The 16,829-nt window shown below is 64.0% G+C and carries 14 protein-coding genes, 1 tRNA gene and 1 pseudogene; 8 read left to right on the forward strand and 8 right to left on the reverse strand.

Going from position 1 to position 16,829, the window contains the following annotated elements; translation table 11 throughout:
• Nucleotides 1-52: 52 nt before the first annotated feature.
• Nucleotides 53-1,834, reverse strand: a complete 1,782-nt coding sequence (locus RHPLAN_RS37775; RefSeq protein ID WP_068030115.1) for a glycosyltransferase — start codon at nt 1,832-1,834, stop codon at nt 53-55.
• Entirely contained in the window at nt 1,818-3,785 is a 1,968-nt protein-coding gene (locus RHPLAN_RS37780; protein WP_198164652.1) for a glycosyltransferase, read from the reverse strand. The genes RHPLAN_RS37775 and RHPLAN_RS37780 overlap by 17 nt, the downstream gene beginning before the upstream one ends.
• A 341-nt stretch (nt 3,786-4,126) precedes the next feature.
• Here RHPLAN_RS37780 and RHPLAN_RS37785 point away from each other — a divergent pair, with 341 nt between their 5' ends.
• Both RHPLAN_RS37785 and RHPLAN_RS37790 read left to right on the forward strand, forming a co-directional pair.
• A complete protein-coding gene (locus RHPLAN_RS37785; RefSeq protein WP_157100732.1) occupies nt 4,127-4,927 on the forward strand; it encodes a glycosyltransferase in 801 nt (266 codons plus the stop codon).
• A gap of 151 nt (nt 4,928-5,078) precedes the next feature.
• Complete coding sequence (locus tag RHPLAN_RS37790) at nt 5,079-7,403, forward strand: Tex family protein (RefSeq protein WP_068030127.1); 2,325 nt, start codon at nt 5,079-5,081, stop codon at nt 7,401-7,403.
• Between the two features lie 19 nt (nt 7,404-7,422).
• Here the strand turns inward: RHPLAN_RS37790 and RHPLAN_RS38895 are convergent, their stop codons facing one another.
• Genes RHPLAN_RS38895 through RHPLAN_RS37810 form a run of 4 tightly spaced genes read right to left on the reverse strand, consistent with a single transcriptional unit; the run spans nt 7,423 to nt 12,006 of the window.
• The gene (locus RHPLAN_RS38895; RefSeq protein ID WP_084246358.1) at nt 7,423-8,532 is read right to left on the reverse strand and encodes an ATP-binding cassette domain-containing protein; all 1,110 of its coding nucleotides are present in this window, start codon (nt 8,530-8,532) and stop codon (nt 7,423-7,425) included.
• Nucleotides 8,532-9,746 (reverse strand): ABC transporter permease DevC, encoded by a 1,215-nt coding sequence (devC, locus tag RHPLAN_RS37800; protein ID WP_068030131.1) that lies wholly within the window; start codon nt 9,744-9,746, stop codon nt 8,532-8,534. The genes RHPLAN_RS38895 and devC (RHPLAN_RS37800) overlap by 1 nt, the downstream gene beginning before the upstream one ends.
• A gap of 2 nt (nt 9,747-9,748) precedes the next feature.
• Nucleotides 9,749-10,879, reverse strand: a complete 1,131-nt coding sequence (gene devC, locus RHPLAN_RS37805; protein ID WP_157100733.1) for an ABC transporter permease DevC — start codon at nt 10,877-10,879, stop codon at nt 9,749-9,751.
• A complete protein-coding gene (locus tag RHPLAN_RS37810; protein WP_198164653.1) occupies nt 10,876-12,006 on the reverse strand; it encodes an efflux RND transporter periplasmic adaptor subunit in 1,131 nt (376 codons plus the stop codon). Before RHPLAN_RS37810 ends, devC (RHPLAN_RS37805) begins: the two co-directional genes overlap by 4 nt.
• A gap of 258 nt (nt 12,007-12,264) precedes the next feature.
• On the opposite strand from RHPLAN_RS37810, the gene RHPLAN_RS37815 reads away from it, so the two are divergent.
• Nucleotides 12,265-12,341: transfer RNA gene (locus RHPLAN_RS37815), tRNA-Arg, on the forward strand.
• Between the two features lie 9 nt (nt 12,342-12,350).
• A complete protein-coding gene (locus RHPLAN_RS37820; RefSeq protein WP_068030141.1) occupies nt 12,351-12,989 on the forward strand; it encodes an HAD hydrolase-like protein in 639 nt (212 codons plus the stop codon).
• Nucleotides 12,990-13,055: 66 nt separating this feature from the next.
• On the opposite strand, the gene RHPLAN_RS37825 is transcribed toward RHPLAN_RS37820, so the two are convergent.
• Complete coding sequence (locus RHPLAN_RS37825) at nt 13,056-13,304, reverse strand: hypothetical protein (RefSeq protein WP_068030144.1); 249 nt, start codon at nt 13,302-13,304, stop codon at nt 13,056-13,058.
• Nucleotides 13,305-13,441: 137 nt separating this feature from the next.
• On the opposite strand from RHPLAN_RS37825, the gene RHPLAN_RS37830 reads away from it, so the two are divergent.
• The 4 genes and pseudogenes from RHPLAN_RS37830 to RHPLAN_RS37840 all read left to right on the forward strand — a co-directional run bounded on the left by RHPLAN_RS37830 (nt 13,442) and on the right by RHPLAN_RS37840 (nt 15,801).
• Nucleotides 13,442-14,287, forward strand: a complete 846-nt coding sequence (locus RHPLAN_RS37830) for an aldo/keto reductase (RefSeq protein WP_068030146.1) — start codon at nt 13,442-13,444, stop codon at nt 14,285-14,287.
• A gap of 127 nt (nt 14,288-14,414) precedes the next feature.
• Nucleotides 14,415-15,056, forward strand: a complete 642-nt coding sequence (locus tag RHPLAN_RS37835; protein ID WP_068030148.1) for a glutathione S-transferase family protein — start codon at nt 14,415-14,417, stop codon at nt 15,054-15,056.
• 38 nt (nt 15,057-15,094) lie between these two features.
• Nucleotides 15,095-15,214, forward strand: a pseudogene (locus tag RHPLAN_RS40345) (IS5/IS1182 family transposase); the annotation flags it as partial.
• Nucleotides 15,215-15,294: 80 nt separating this feature from the next.
• A complete protein-coding gene (locus tag RHPLAN_RS37840) occupies nt 15,295-15,801 on the forward strand; it encodes a hypothetical protein (protein WP_068030158.1) in 507 nt (168 codons plus the stop codon).
• A 6-nt stretch (nt 15,802-15,807) separates the two neighbouring features.
• Here the strand turns inward: RHPLAN_RS37840 and RHPLAN_RS37845 are convergent, their stop codons facing one another.
• Complete coding sequence (locus RHPLAN_RS37845) at nt 15,808-16,821, reverse strand: zinc-dependent alcohol dehydrogenase family protein (protein WP_068030161.1); 1,014 nt, start codon at nt 16,819-16,821, stop codon at nt 15,808-15,810.
• Nucleotides 16,822-16,829: the final 8 nt, after the last annotated feature.

Below are 16,829 nucleotides of genomic sequence, written 5' to 3' on the forward strand. Positions count from 1 at the left end.
TATCCGGAGCAGGCCTGAGTCCGGCGGCCGATTCGGAACCGGAGCCGCCTCATCAGAGGACGGACGCCCGATACATGTAGGCGAACCAGCGCCGCAAATCGCCGAATTCGATGCGCGCGGCAAACGGCCAGCCGATTTCGTGCCTTTTGAAAAGACGATCGAGATAGGACCCGAGCGGTGGGCCGAGTTCCCGCGGCACGCCGGCGCGCAGCCACACGTCCTGATGCAGATCGAGAAAAAGGCTGTCCGCTAGCTTGTCTTCGACCATATCGGCGCGCGCCGGATCGAACAGCATCTCGACCTCGAACCTGGAGATCGGGCTCGCCGCCTCCGGCGACTGGCGTTGGTCCAGCAGGCCATCCGCGGCAAGGTATTCGGCGAGCAGAACGGCGCCTGCTTTGTCCCATTGCGCAGGCTTGTCGTCGAACGACACCGAATGGAAAAGAACTTCGGCGAGCGCCGCGTGGCCCTCGGGAAATTTCATCGCTGCGGTCGATAAAAGGCGTTCATCGTCCGATCGAACGATGAACATCTCGGATTCGGGAAGCTCGGCTCCGAGCAGCACCACGTCTGGATCGATCCACCAGCCACCGTGACGGTGCAGCAAAGCATGCCGGAACAGGCTTGCGTGAATCGCGGATTGCGCGGGCTCGGCAAGTTTGCGGACGACACGCTCGGCCGGGGTGATGTCGGCCGCATTCCGCCACGTGATCCACGATGGTTTGTTCAGCGTCTTGTCGAAGGTGAACACTTCGACCCGATGCCCGCGATCGGCAAAGCTGCGCAGCCCAAGCAACTGATACGGCCCCATCGCGCCGCCGGCCCAAAATGTGCGAACGATCTGCGGCTTGGACGCAAGGTGCACTGGGATGCGGGCCGCCGGTGGATCAATCGCCACCGCGAGCCGCATATCGATTGCGGTGGCGCCATGCCCATCCAGACGATCGAGCGCATCGCCCGGTACATAGCGCATCTGGAGATGCCGTCTCACCTGGCGCAGAAATTGAAACTCCTCGAACCAGGCGGCGACGGCGTCGGCCGACAGCCGCGCTTCGTCCTCGAACGAAAAACCGAAACGGGCAAACAGCCCGTCGAGGAAGCTGCCCTTGGGCGGGCCGAGATCCTTGGGAATCCGGACACGACGGCCGTATTCGTTCCACAAATGCACAAAGTCGCTCCGAGCCGCTTGCTCGTTCAGCTCGTCGCAGCGCATCGGATCGAACATCGCCGGCGTATCAAGGATCCCGATCGGATACGCGCTCGACGCCGGACGCAGAACATGATCAAGCGCGTAGTCGTGAACGAGTTTCGTCACCAAGGGCGGTCCGAGCAGGCCCCGCAAGGATGCCGGCGCCCCACGCTCGGTCTGCGGCATGAGCGCGCGTGCCTCTTCGATCGCACCCGCCATCACCGGCGAGTGGACGGGAAACTTCATGATCGCGCCGTTTGCTTCCTTGTCGGTTTCCCACGCGAGATAGACTTTGTCGGTCGGCAACCCGCGGAGACAGACCATGTCCAGATCGGCGTACCAACCGCCAAACCGGTGGAGGGCAGCATAACGGAATAAATCGGAATGAAGCGCTGGCGAAGGATCGCCGTCCGGAAAGTAAAACCGGTGCACGGGGCCTGGCAAAAGGTCGCGCACGTCGAGCAGTTCGACTCCATCCGGCACACGCAGTGCCCTGTTCGTCGAATAGACGAAAACCTGGGCACCCGCCGCCACGAAACTTGTAAGCGAGAGCAACTCGTAAGGGCTGAGCGGCGGCCCGGTCCAAAACATTCTGACCGCGGGCTGGCCGGACAGTTGCTCCCCTTCGTCAGGATTCGATTGCATGTCTCTCGGACTCGATAGAAGCTTTAGACATGTGCACGAACCAGCGGCGCAGATCGCCGTATTCCAGCCGCGCGGCAAACGGCCAGCCGACCTCATGCCGTTTGAACAACCGGTCGAGATAAGAGCCGAGCGGCGGCCCAAGCTCCCGCGGCACACCAGCCCGCAGCCAGGCGTCCTGATGCAGATCGAGAAACAGGCCGCCTTTGAGCTTCTCTTCAAGCACATCGGCCCGCGCCGGATCGAACAGCATTTCGACGTCGAACCACGAGATTGGGCTCACCAAGTCGGATGGCCGGCATTCATCGAGCAGGCCATCCGCAGCGATGCCGTCGGCGAGCAGAGCATCGCCTGCCTGGTCCCATTGCTCGGGCTTGCCGTCGAGTGACACCGAATGAAAGAGAACCTCGGCGAGCGTTGCGTGGCCCTGGGAAAACTTCATCACCGCCGGTGACACGAGCCGCGTGTCGTGCGAGCGCGCCAGGAATATCTCGGCGTCGGGAAGCTCGGCGCCGAGCAGCAGCACGTCCGGTTCAATCCACCAGCCGCCGTGACGATGCAGCAATGCGTGGCGGAACAGGCTCGCGTGAATTGCCGATGACGCGGGCTTGTCGAACTCCCGGACGATCCGGTCTGGCGGAATGATATCGGCTGCGTTTCGCCACGCGATCCACGACGGTTTTTCCAGAGCGCGGTCAAAGGTGAACACCTCGACCTGATGACCGCGATCGGCAAAGCTGCGCAGAGCGAGCAACTGGTACGGGCCGATCGGGCCGCCGGCCCAGAACGTGCGAACCGTCTGCGGCCTGGATGCCGGGGACACAGCGACCGACGATTCGCGGATCCCGGCAGAACCGACCTTGCCCGTCTGCGGGCGTGCTGCGCTTATGAGAACATCGAGCGCATCGCTTGGGACGTAGCGTGCTTGCAGGCGCGCTCGCGCCTGCACCAGAAAGATCGATTCCTCGAACCACGCTGCGACGGCATCGGCGGACAGCCGCTCCTCGTCGTCGAACGAAAATCCAAACCGTTCAAACAAGCCGTCGAGAAAGCAGCCTTTGGGCGGTCCGAGTTCCTTGGGAATACGGACGCGGCGCAGGTATTCGTTCCACAGATGGACGAAATCGCTGCCAGCAATCCGCTCATCGAGTTCATCCCGACGGCGGGGATCGAACATGGCGGGGGTTTCGAAAGGCTGAATCTCATAGGCGCTCGAGACCGGTCGCAGCACATGATCAAGCCCGTGGTCGTGAACGAGCTTCGTCACCAAAGGCGGTCCAAGCAGACCGCGCGACGATCCCGGGGCCCCGCGCTCGGTTTGCGGCAGGCGTGCGCGCGCCTCTGCCATCATGCCGGCCAACACCGGCGCGCGCGCCGGAAATTTCATGACCGCAGCATTCACAAGCGTGTCGGATTGCCACGCGAGATAGACTTTGTCAGTAGGCAGATTGCCAAGACAAACCATGTCGAGATCGGCATACCAGCCGCCAAAGCGGTGAACCGCGGCGTAACGCACCAAATTGGAATGGAGCGCCGGTGAGGGGTCGCCGTCCGGAAAGTAGAACCGGTGCACGGGGCCCGGCAAAAGCTCGCGCACGTCGAGTAGCTCGACTCCGTCAGGCACCTGCAGCGCCTTGTTCGACGAGTAAAGCAGCACCCGCGCACCCGCGGTAACGAAGCTTTGCAGCGAGAGCAGTTCGTAAGGGCTGAGCGGCGGTCCGGTCCAGAACATCCGGACCTCGGGCGGGCCGGACGGCCGCTCGTCAGCAAGGCTTTCGGAGGGTATGGATCGCATGCTGAAATGCGCACACTGCCGTCGGGACAAAGGTGGGGTAGCCTCGTTTTCACAACCGGGCAACTGGCACACAGCCAACGAACCATCCAGCCGGGAAAATAAGCGTCGTGAAGACCGTTCTGTTGGCCTGGGAACGCGGCGGTGGACTGGGGCACACAACCCACCTTCGCCGCATCGCTGCGCGGCTCCGGCCGCATGGGGTAAAGCCGATCGCAGTTGTGAGAAATCTCGCGACGACGGCGCCGCACCAGGGCGTTTTCGCCGAGGTCGCGGCGGCACCGCCTTGGCCCGTCGACGGGTCTTCGGCGACGCGAGGCATGTCCGGGCCCTCGGCCACTTTGAATGACATGCTCTCGGCGGCAGGTCTCGCCGATGGCGAAGCTGTGGGTCGGATTCTCTCGGCATGGGACAAGATCTTCAGTTTGACGCGCCCCGATCTTGTGATCGCGGATTACTCGCCGCTTGCGGCACTGGCGGCGCGCGGACGTATCCCGCTGGTCGTGGTCGGCAACGGCTTCACCGTTCCGCCCGCCGAGATGCCGCGCTTTCCCCTGCTCCATCGAATCGTGCCGCCGGCGTTTGACGAGGCGCGGACGCTCGAAACGGTCAATACAGCGGCCGCAAGAGTCGGCTTGCCGCGCCTCGATCGGTTGCCGCAGCTCTTTGCCGGCGATGCGTGTCTCGCGCAATGCTTTCGGCTGCTCGACCCCTATGACGCACAGCGCGTCTCGCCAGTGCAGGGTCCGGTGTTCGAGGAACTGCCGATGTCGCGCGCCGCTGATGCGAAACAAGTCTTTGCTTATCTGTCGAACGACACCAATGCATGGACGTTTGCGTTGGAGGCACTTCTCCGGGTCGCAGAGCGCCTTCGAATCTATGCCCCGCTATGGCCTCAGGCGCCGCTCGACCGGCTTGCGGCAGCAGGAGCGCGCGTCGAAACGAGGCCGCAACCGATCACGACAGTCCTTGCGGCCAGCCGGTTGATCGTTCACTTCGGCGGCAGTGGCCTCGCGTCGGAGGCTCTGGTCGCGGGCGTTCCGCAATTGGTATTCGGCGACCACATCGAGCACAATCTCTATGGTGAGGCCCTTGAAAGGGCCGGCATTGCACGGCTGGTCCCAACCTATCTGCCGGATACGCGACTTGAGCCCCACGCCATCCGGGCGCTGATCGACGACGACGCCATGGTCGATCGGGCCGCGGCGCTCGGCAGCCGCTTGCGCACGACAGCGGCCAGGCACGATGCACTCGCCCATTGCGAAGCGATCTGCATGGATCTGCTTCGTGCGAGCCATCCGTGAACGGACTTACATTGTGACGCCAATGCGCCGCGGCAGCGCACAGAGTTGTGCGCGAAGCCTGGCACCGGCTTGAACAAACCATGATGTGTTGCCCATATCCACACCTCGACACGGCAACAGATTCTCCACTCTCGCGAATGAGGTGTTCTTGATGGCTTCGATTGAGGTGCGCATCGCCGAGGAACTCGGCGTCAAGGAGCAACAGGTCCAGGCGACTGTCGAACTCCTCGACGGCGGCGCGACGGTCCCGTTCATCGCGCGCTATCGCAAGGAAGTCACCGGATCGCTGGACGACACGCAACTTCGAACTCTCGAAGAGCGTTTGCGATATCTGCGCGAACTCGAGGAGCGCCGCAAAGTCATCCTCGACTCGATTCGCGAGCAAGGAAAGCTCGACGCCACGCTTGAAGCCACCATTATGGCGGCAGACAGCAAGGGCCGGCTCGAAGACATTTATCTGCCCTACAAGCCCAAGCGCCGCACCAAAGCCGAGATCGCCAAGGAGGCCGGCCTTGAGCCGCTTGCAGACCTGCTGCTGAACGAGCCGAAGAACGTTCCGGCCGTCAGCGCCGAGCCGTTCGTCTCCGCGGACAAGAATGTCGCCGACGTGGCGGCAGCGCTCGAAGGCGCGCGTGCCATTCTGGTCGAGCGCTTCGCTGAAAATGCCGACTTGATCGGCTCGCTCCGTGAGGAGCTGTGGACCAACGGGCGGCTGAAGTCGGCCGTGCTGGAAGGCAAGAAGGAAGCCGGCGCGAAGTTCAGCGACTATTTCGATTTTTCCGAAAGCCTGAACAAGATGCCGTCGCATCGCGTCCTGGCGCTGCTCCGCGGCGAGCGCGAGGAGGTGCTCGGCCTGAAGATCGAGCCGGATGACGGCACCGCGCAGAGCACCGTCAGCGCCTACGAACTGCGCATCATGCGCGCCTACGCCATCTCGGACCAGGGACGGCCGGGCGACAAGTGGCTCGCCGAAACCGTGCGCTGGGCATGGCGCACGAGAATCCTCGGTAGCCTTTCGATCGACGTCCGCTTGCGGTTGTGGACCGCAGCCGAGGAGGAGGCGGTGCGCGTGTTCGCCGCCAACCTGCGCGACCTTCTGCTTGCGGCGCCGGCCGGCGCACGTGCGACGCTCGGGCTTGACCCGGGATTCCGCACCGGTGTGAAGGTCGCGGTGGTGGACGCCACCGGCAAAGTCGTCGACACCACCGCGATCTTCCCGCACGAGCCGCAACGGCGTTGGGACGAGGCGCTCGCCATTCTCGCAAATCTCGTGCGCAAGCATCGCGTGGAGCTGATTGCGATCGGCAATGGCACGGCCTCGCGCGAAACCGAGAAGCTCGCGAACGAACTGGTGAAAGGCCTCCCGGAGCTCAAACTGCACAAGGTCGTGGTGTCGGAAGCCGGCGCCTCGGTCTACTCGGCTTCGGCGTTTGCGGCCGAGGAGTTGCCCGGGCTCGACGTCACGCTGCGCGGCGCGGTGTCGATCGCCCGCCGCCTGCAGGACCCGCTGGCCGAGCTCGTGAAGATCGACCCCAAGTCGATCGGCGTCGGCCAGTACCAGCACGATCTCAGCGAGTTCAAATTGTCCCGGTCGCTCGGCGCGGTGGTCGAGGACTGCGTCAATCGCGTCGGCGTGGATTTGAACACAGCCTCGGCGCCGCTGCTGGCGCGGGTCTCGGGGATCGGCCAGGGATTGGCGCAAGGCATCGTGTCGCACCGCGACACGCATGGCCCGTTCAAGTCCCGCAAGGCGTTGAAGGACGTCCCCCGCCTTGGCCCCAAGGCGTTCGAGCAATGTGCAGGCTTCCTGCGTATCCCGGGCGGCGACGATCCGCTCGACACCTCGGCGGTGCATCCGGAATCGTATCCGGTGGTGCGGCGGATTCTCGAAGCGACCAAGAGCGACATCAAGGTTCTGATCGGCAACACGTCGGCGCTGCGCGCGCTCTCGCCCAAGTCTTTCGTCGATGAGAAGTTCGGCCTGCCGACGGTGACCGACATCCTGCGTGAGCTGGAAAAGCCGGGACGCGACCCTCGGCCGGCCTTCGAGACCGCGGAGTTCAAGGAAGGCGTCGAGACGCTGGATGATCTCAAGCCCGGCATGGTGCTCGAGGGCGCGGTGACCAACGTCGCGGCATTCGGAGCGTTCGTGGACATTGGCGTGCACCAGGACGGGCTGGTGCATGTCTCCGCGATGGCCAAGACCTTCGTGAAAGACCCGCGCGAGGTGGTGAAGCCGGGCGATATCGTGCGCGTGAAGGTGCTGGAGGTCGACAAGCCGCGCAAGCGCATCAGCCTGTCGCTGCGGCTTGACGACGAAGCCGGTGCCCAGAGGACGCGCGCACCCGCCGCGGACCGTGACTCGGGCAAACGAAGCTTCGCCGCGCCCAGGACCGGCAAAGAGGCCTCCAAGACTGCTTCCTCGGGCGGCGCCATGGCCGAGGCCCTGCGGCGGGCCGGCTTCAGCAGAAACTGATGCCGGTCTGATCGCTCATCTATTGACGTTGGAAGTAGATCGCCTGCAGCTGATCCTTGAAGCTCGCGCTCGCTTCCAGCGCCCGTCGGAAATCGTCCTTGCGCAGGACGAAAACCTCGACCTCATCGGTGCCGGCGACGCAGGTGGCGTTGCGTGGCTCGTCGGCGATCAGTGCGTGCTCGCCGAACACCTGGCCGGCGCCGAGCGTGGCCACATGACGATCGTGGCTGCCTGCGCCCCGCCGCCGGACCTCGATGCTGCCTGAGCCGGTCAGGAAGAACTCTTCGCCGGGCTCGCCTTCCCGGATGATGATCTCGTCCTTGCGATAGCGCCGCCGTTTCATCCTCTCGGCGATGTTGGTGATCTCCGTCGGCGTCAAGTTCCTGAACAGATCGACCGTGCGGAGAAACTCGCAGATCATCAGAGCGTCACGCATGATCACGTCGGATCTGATCGCGCCGTCGACCATGTTCACGATGCGGTCGGCAAGCTCGATGATCCGGACATCGTGCGTAACCATGATCACGGCGCAGCCTTCCTGGGTGGTCAGCTCTTTGAGCAGGTCGACGACAATCCGGCTGGAATCCTTATCGAGCGCGGCCGTCGGCTCGTCGGCGAGGATCAGCTTCGGCTTGTTGACCAGCGCCCGCGCAACCGCAACGCGCTGCCGCTGCCCGCCCGACAACGCCTTGGGCCTGTGGTCGATGCGATGGCCAAGGCCCAGGCGATCGAGGATCGCGGTGCCGTGGCGGCGCATCTCGGCGGGCGGACAGCTTCCGACCTGCATCGCCATCTGAACGTTTTCGAAGGCACTCAGCGAATCGAACAGATTGTGCATCTGGAAGATGAAGCCGATGTCGCGCCGCTTGGCGACGAGGTCGCTGCCGTGCAGGCCGGACAGATCGTGACCGAGAACCTCGATGCGGCCGGACTGCACGGAACGCAGCGCGCCGATCAACGTCAGCAGCGTGGTTTTTCCGGAGCCCGATGGTCCGGTCAGGATCATGAGCTGGCCTGACGGAATCTCGAGATTGTTGTCGAACAGCACCTGATTGCGGGCGTCGCCTTCGCCGAAGAAGTGATTGACGCCTTCGACCCGCACCGCGGCGGCTGGTTCGTTCGCAGCCATCAGAACAGATCCGCCGGGTTTGCGGCCATCACGCGACGGACCGCGAAGACACCTGACAGAATGCACATCGCGACCGTCAACACGAAGCAGCCGAGCGCAATCGCCAGGCTCATCCGCATCGGCACCAGCATCACCTCGGCGGCCGCATGAAAAAGAGCGATGCCGGCGAGCCAGGCCGGAATGAAGCCAACGACGGCGTAGAAGAACGCCTGCTGGAGCACGACGCGGACCAGGTACGAGTTCTCATATCCCATCGCCTTCAGCGTGGCGTATTGCGGAATCTGATCGGACAGGTCGGTGTAGAGAATCTGATAGGAGATCACCATACCGACAACGAAACCGATTGCCGTGCCGAGCATGAAGATCGGCCCAACCGGCGAAACGTCGTTCTGGAATCTCTTTTCCAATGCGAACAGCTGGTCGCGGGTCAGCACCGCCACGCCCTTCGGCAAGGCGTCGCGCAAAGACGCCTGGACCTTCTCGATGGAGAAGCCTGGACGCACCTTGACGACGCCGATTTCGACATCAGTGAGCTCATCGTTGTTCGAGCTTGCCGAGAACAGATCGAGGAAGGTGCGGTCGCTGGTGATCACGGTGCCGTCGGTGATGAAATCCGGGCCGAGCGCAAAGGTGCCGACGACGCGGATGCGCCGGCGAGCGAGTTCGCTCACCGTTCCATCGTCCGCCTGACCGACGAAGTCGCGGCTGCGGGTATCGAACAGCGCCGTGTCGGGCCGCCTGAGCGCATCAAGATGCTGCTTGACCTCAGGGAACAGGAACACCGGCTGGTCGGGATCGAAGGCCAGGACCTGGATGATGTGCGTCTTCTTCGTCTGCGGATTCTTCCAGAATGAGTTCATCCACTCGCCGTAGATCGGGCGTGCCGACTGCACACCTTCGACCCCTCGCGAGGCGTAAAGATAACGGCGCGGGAACGGGTCTTTCCGGCCGAAGCGGAATTTCGTCGAACTGACGATGAAAAGATCACCGTCGAGGTTGCGCAAAATCTCAAGCGAGCTGTCGATGAACGCGACCCGGAAGCCGAGCTGCAGCAGCATCAGCAGCACGGCAAAACCGATGCCGCTGACCGACCGGATGAGCCGCCTGCGATCCGCCAGCATGTTGCGCCAGGCGAGCGGCACGTGAGTGCGCGGCACCATCAATTGAGAATGCAGGTGCCCGATCCAGTCCGTCCGCTCACCGCTCCAGGCCATGGTCAGAACAGCTCCACTGGATCGGCGCGGCGCAGCACGCGGATGGCGATCAGCGCTGAGATCGTCGACATCACCCAGGTGACGGCCAGCACCGTGAGCAGCCGCGAGGGCGTCTGCGAAACCGGCAGCGGCGTGAAGGCGCTGACCAGCGCATAAATTCCAGTCGAGATCAGCGCCGCCGGCAGATAGCTGAGCGTGGCGATCAGGATCGCGAGCGTCACGACGATGCCGGCCAGCGCCGCGTCGGTGTAGCCGATCGCCTTCAGCGTGGCGTATTGCGGCAGATGCCGTGCGATCTGCGTGCTGAGGGTCTGATTGAGGATCACCAGGCCGACGATGAACGCGACGATGGTGCCAAAACCAAAGATCAGGCCGGTCGATGTGCGCGTCATCCAGTGATCGGTTTCGCGCGCGGCGAGCTCCTTGCGCGTCAACACGGCAGTGTCTTCCGGAAGAATCTGTCGGAGTTTCTCCGCGACCGCATCAGGATCGGCACCCGGACGCAACGTCAGCAAGCCGAGATTGATGTCACCCAGATTCCGGTTCGGAAACAGGCGGATCAAATTCAGATCGCTGGTCAGCACCACGCCGAGGCCGACGAATCCGATGCCCAGCCGGTACACGCCACCGATCGTCACGGCGCGCTTGGCAATCTCGATGCGGCGGCCGACCCGCAGGGCTCCAAGCTCGGGGCGCGAGGCACCGTCGACCAGAATGGTGTCCTGCTGTCTCAGGACCGAGGCCTTCTGCTCGATCTCGGGCACATCGAATACGCGATTGTTGGGATCGAACGCGATGACGAAGACGTCGCGCTGGACTCCGGTCTCGGCATTCAGCCAAAGCCCGCTGTCATGATAAACGGCCGCGGCCGTCGCGACCTCCGGCACCGCCAGGGCCTGATACAGCCGCCGCCGCGGAAAATCGTTCGATTGCGCCTGGATGACGTAAGCGCTCGACGTCAGCAGAAGGTCGAAGCGCATGGCGTTGTAGAACAGCAATCCGCCGCGCGGCACGGACAGGTAGAACCCGAGCTGCAGGAAGATCAGCAGGATGGCGACGAACACACCGCCAACGGCGAGCGCTGCGCGCCCCTTTTCGTGCACGAGCATCCGCCATGCAACGCGAAGCTTCACGGGCTCGCCGCGCGCGCGACAGCCGGCGACGTTTCAGTGGTGTTGATGACGACATCGACCGTGAGGTTGGTCAGCCGCACGGTCGGCCCTGCATCGTCGAGCTCGATCCAGACTTCGACCACCCGCGCATCGGCCCGCGCCGCGGGATCGACGTTGAGCACATCGTTCTTGTAGACCATGTTGCCGATACGAACGACCTTGCCCGTGAGAGGGCGCTGTAACGCACGGCTGGCGATCGTTGCGGTCTGGCCGACGCTGACGCGCCCGATATCGGTCTCATAGACCTCCGCCACCGCACGCATCCGGTCAGTGTCGCCCATCACCAGGATCGGGCCGGTGCCGACGTCCTCGCCGGGCTTGACCTTGATATTGAGGATGCGCCCGTCAACCGGCGCCACCAGCGTCATGCGCCGGGCCGTAGCATCGGCCTTGGCGACCTGAGCCTCGAGCGAGGCAATGGGAAATTCAGCCACCGAGCGCTCAAGCTGGGCGCGCGCCAGATCGATCTGAACGTCAGCATCGACCTTGTCGACCTCGAATTGCTGCTTGAGCTGCGCAAGCTGGGCGCGCGCCGAGGCCACATTGGCCTCGCCCTGCGTCACCAGCGCCTGCTGATCCTCACGCAGCCTGCGGGATTGGATGCCCTTGTCGTAGAGCTGCGTTTGCGAGTTGAGGATGTCTTTGTCGTTGGCGAGCTTGGCGTCCAGGCTCGCGATCGTCGCCTCTTGCGAAGCGATCCGAAGCGGAGACACCTCGAGAATCTGCCGTTTGTGGGTTTCGGCGGACAGAACCTTCTGCTGATTCAGCGTCAGTTCGGTCGAACGCCGAAGCGTCGCCTCCTTGAGCTGCGCTTCCAGCACGGCCTTCTGGGTGATTTGCTCGGCATAGCCTCCGAGATATCCCAGCGCCTGACCCTTCCGGACCGCGTCGCCACGCGCGACCAGCAGCGTCTCGACCCGATCGGGCGACATGCCGGCACCAAGATTGATGATTTCGCTCTCCGGCTCGATTCGGCCCAGCGCCGCCACTGCGTTCGGGCGATCGGAGCTCTTGGCGACAGCCTGTTTGTCGCGGGCGCCACTGAAAATGACCGCGCCGGACGCCAACGCGGCGAGAAGCAAACCCAAACCGAGGAAAATGCCTCTCGGATGCATGAAAAAAGCGGGCCGGCTCACCGGGCTGCGCGCCCTACCTGTGTCAAACGACCGGAGGATAGTACCAGGATAATTTAACGGTGCGTTACTGACAATGCGCCCGGAACGTACGATTGCGAGAGGCCTGAAACGCGCCGCCGGCGGCGTCGCCGCCGGTGCAACACGATCGTCCCCCCGGCCGCAACGGGCGCCATTGCCGCTTGAGCCCGCATCCGCTATCTAGGGCCGAACGCGCCCGTAGCTCAGCTGGATAGAGCGCTGCCCTCCGAAGGCAGAGGTCAGAAGTTCGAATCTTCTCGGGCGCGCCAGCCTTCCGCATGACCTTCATACTTGTGATCTTCGATCTCGACGGCACGCTGGTCGACAGCCGGTCGTGGTTTCTCTCCGTCGTGAACGGCGTCGCGCGCAAATACGGTTTCCGCGAGATCGCAGATCACGAGATCGAACCGATGCGGCGCGAGGGTCCGCGCGAGATCCTGCGCCGTCTCGAAGTGCCGCTGTGGAAGTTGCCTGCGATCGCGCGACATATGCGCGGGCTTAAGCGCGAACAGCTCGGCACCATGTCGCTCTTTCCCGGCGCGCCCGCGATGCTGCGTGGGCTGCACGAAGCCGGCCTGACGCTCGCGCTCGTGACCTCGGACAGCGAAGACAACGCGCGACGCCAGCTCGGCACGAGCGCCGTCTTGTTCTCGCACTTCGCCTGTGGCGCCTCGCTGTTCGGCAAGGCCGCGAAATTCAAATCGATCGTGCGACATGCAGGCGCCACCACCGCGCAAACGATCGCGATCGGGGACGAGGTGCGCGACGTCGAAGCCGCGCGCTCAACAGGCATCGCCTGCGCCGCCGTGACCTGGGGCTATTCAGCCGCAGAGACGCTCGCCGCGATGAAGCCCGATCTGACCTTTGAAAATATCAACGACATCGTGGCGCGGCTCGTGCCGCAGGTCACAAAATAGGCCGCCGGTTGCTTGGCACCCGTCCAACGCGGGCCGAAGCTCCGCCAACCACTGAACGCACCAGTGTCATTGCTGCTTTGGTACGGGCTGCGGCAACTGCTGCTGGGCCTCCGGCGGCGGATTCGCGTTGCTGTGCTTTTCGATGCAGTCCCGATAGAACTGAGTGCGCTCGCTACCGGTGCCCTTCATGCCTGGGCGCTGATACGGGTAAGCCTTGTAAGCCGCCGCGGAACATTCCTTGGCCACTTGCGCTGTCGGCACAGCGAAAACCGGCGTAGAGGCCAACAAGGCAGCGAAGACGAGTGCGATCCGCATCCGACGTCGTTCCATTGGTTTCGGCACATTCCGATCCCCGAGCTTGCCTGTTAGGCGCCCCGATCACAAGCGGTGCCGCCACCTGCGACGCCGTGGTAGGGTCGCCGATCCACTCAAGAAACGGCCGGAAAAGCCCCATGCTGACCACTGCCTCTGAACCTTTGATGCTGACCGCGCACGGCGCGCAAATTCCGGCGCTCGGCTTCGGCACCTCGCCGATGACCGGCAGCATGGCGGCGAGCGAGATGGTCGCGGCGCTCAAAGCCGGCTACCGCCACATCGACGCCGCGCGCAAGTACGGCACCGAGCGGGTCGTCGGCGAAGGCATGCGGGCGTCGGGTGTGCCCAGGAAAGACATTTTCCTCACCACCAAGGTGTCGCACGAGAACCTGCACGCGGCTGATTTCACCCAGTCGGTCGACGCGAGCCTCAAGGCGCTCGGCACCGACTATGTCGATCTCCTGCTGGTGCATTGGCCCAATCCGGAGATTCCGCTCGCCGAGACCATGCCGGCGCTGGCCAAGGCGAAGCAGCAGGGCAAGGCGCGACATGTCGGCGTCGCCAACTTCAACATCACGCTGCTCGATCAGGCCATCAAGCTCTGCCCCGAGCCACTGGTGTGTCTGCAGGCCGAGTATCATCCCTATCTCGACCAGTCGAAAATTCTGGCCGCATTGCGCCAGCGCGGCATGGCCTTCGTCGCCTATTGCCCGCTCGGCCGCGGCCGGCTGTTCAACGATCCGACGCTCAACGAAATCGCGCAGTCGCGCGGCAAGAGTATTGCCCAGATCGCGCTGCGCTGGCTGATGCAGCAGGGCGTCGGCGCAATCCCGCGCTCCTCCAATCCGCAGCGCATCGCCGACAATTTCAAGGTGTTCGATTTCACGCTCAGTGACGACGAGATGAAGCGGATTTCGGCGCTGAAGCGCGCCGACGGCCGCATCGCCAATCCGGTCGAGCGCGTCAGCGGCGGCTGGGACTAGGTTGTGACCCCACAAAGTGGGCAGGGCTCGCGCCGTAGGATGACGAATATGCGCCAAGCTTTGAGCGCATTATACGCCATCGATAGTCCATTGCGCGACCGGCTTACCCATCCAGGAACGCTTAACCATGCTCACCGTCTATGGCGAAGGTCGTGGCTTCCGTGTTGTTTGGCTGCTTGAGGAATTGGGCTTGGCTTATCGGCTGCGCCCGGTCGATCTGCTGGCAGCCGAGAAGGATCGCGATTTCCTCGCGATCAATCCCGCCGGCTTCATTCCCGCCCTGCAGGACGGCGAGACCATCATGGTCGAATCGATCGCGATTCTTCAGTACCTGCTTGCCCGCCACGACTCAGGTTCGCTTGCCGTCGCCCCGGACGACCCCGCCTTCGCTTCCTATCTGCAATTTCTCCACTTGGGCGAGGCCGGGCTTGCCGGGCCGATGAACGCCGTCTTGATCGGCCGCCAACTGGCGCCCGAAGCCGAGCGAAATGCCCGGGTTACCTGCTGGGCACTCGAGACTTTCGAGAGCCGGCTGGGGTTGGTTCTCCGCCGCCTCGCGGATTGCCCCTATCTCGCCGGCGACCGATTCACTGCTGCCGATATCTCGGTGAGCTACGCTCTCCTGCTCGGCCTGCGAACTGGCAACTACGTTCCCGGTTCTACCGAGCGGGACTATCTCGCCCGCACGACGGCACGCCCTGCCTACGCCCGAGCGATGGAAAGCTGCCAGGCCACCAAGGCTTGGGCGGCGAGATCATCGGGATTGTAGTGCTCGCTACATCGGAGCGGCCAAGCGCCTGACTGCGTCGTTGCGAACGCTTCCGCCGCGTCGCCACCCGCTTCGACAAGCTCGCCGCCAATTTCCCCGCCATGGTCCAGCTCGCTTCAATCCGGCCACGGCTCCACGCTCACGAGCCTACGACCTAGGCCAACGGACGACCTGCCCCGCAACGGATTGGAAACCTCGACCCGGCACACTCGCGTGACGCAGTCGCGTGAGGGCGTGCATGAGCGTTCAGGACCAGCCGGCGATTCTGTCGCACCGAGAGGCTTCGCCGCACGAGGTTGCGGGCCTCGGCCTCGCGCTGTCGCTCGCGGGGCTTTACTTCATGCTCGGCTCAATCGGCGTACTGCCGATGCCGGACGTCGACGGCCCCTCCTTCCTGATATTCGCTGCGGGCATAGCCTTCCTGTTCGCGGGCCTGCTCTGCTTCATCCGGGCGCGGACCGGAATGACTGACAATCAGACCACCCGGCCCGAAGCCTCGCCGGGCTGGATCAAGCTGTCCTACCAGACGTTCGGCATCGGCGTGTTGGGCGCGTTCGCCACCATCGGCACCTGGGTCGCGATCGGCTCCGGCCCGCACGCCTTCGCAGTGTCGTCGCCGCTCGCCATGCAGACCACCGGCGACCTCGTCGGCCGCACGGTGTTCGGACTTGGCGCGGTCATCATATGGATCGGCGTCATCGCGCTCACCGTCAGCACGGTGCGCAAGCTGCTCGATCGCGGCTGACCGCCCTCACACGCGGATCACGATCTTGCCGAAGTGCGCGCCGGCCGCCATGTGGTTGTAGGCCGCTTTCACCTCGTCGAAGCCGAACACCCTGTCGATCACCGGCTTGATCTTGTTCGCCGCGACCGCGCGGTCGAGCGCTTCGAACATCTGCGTCGAGCCGACCGAGATGCCCTGGATGTTGGCGCGGCGCCCCATGATCAGGCCGGGGTTGAGCTCGGTCGCAGCGCCACTCAGGTTGCCGATCATGCTGATCCTGCCGCCGATCTTGAGCGCACCGAACGAGCGCGACAGCGTGCCCTGGCCGCCGACCTCGACGACGTGATCGACGCCGCGGCCTTGGGTGAATTCCATCGCGGATTTCTCCCAATCCGGCGTGGTCTTGTAGTTGATCGCGTGGCTGGCGCCGAGCGCCTTGGCCTTGGCGAGCTTGGCGTCGCTCGACGAGGTGATGACCGACTGCATGCCCATGGCATGCGCGAGCTGCAGGCCGAACACGGAAACGCCGCCGGTGCCCTGCAGCAGCACGGTCTGCCCCGCGATCAGCTTGGCGTGCTCCATCATGGCGTGCCAGACCGTGACGGCGGCACACGGTAGCGTCGAAGCCTCTTCCAGCGACAGATGCGCCGGGAATTTCACGACGCCGTCCTCCTCCAGCACGACGTATTCGGCGAGCATGCCGTCGATGCCGCCGCCAAGCGCGGTGGCGTGTGCATCGGGCGGCGATTCGCCGCCGGGCCAGCGCTGGAAGAAGCAGCCCGCGACCTTGTCGCCGACCTTCACACGCCTCACATCGGAGCCGACCTCGACCACCTCGCCGGCGCCGTCCGAGAGCGGCACGATGTTGTCTGGCACCGGCACGCGATAAGTGCCACGCACGATGCCCAGGTCGCGAAAATTGAGCGAGCAGGCCGCGACCTTCACCAGCACCTGACGATGGCCTGGCTTGGGCTGCGGGCGATCGACCTTGGTCAGCGCGTCGATGCCAGCGCCACCCTTCGGCAGTTGATAGGCACGCATCGTGTCAC

Origin of the sequence: Rhodoplanes sp. Z2-YC6860 (genome assembly GCF_001579845.1) — a bacterium.
Taxonomy (GTDB): domain Bacteria; phylum Pseudomonadota; class Alphaproteobacteria; order Rhizobiales; family Xanthobacteraceae; genus Z2-YC6860.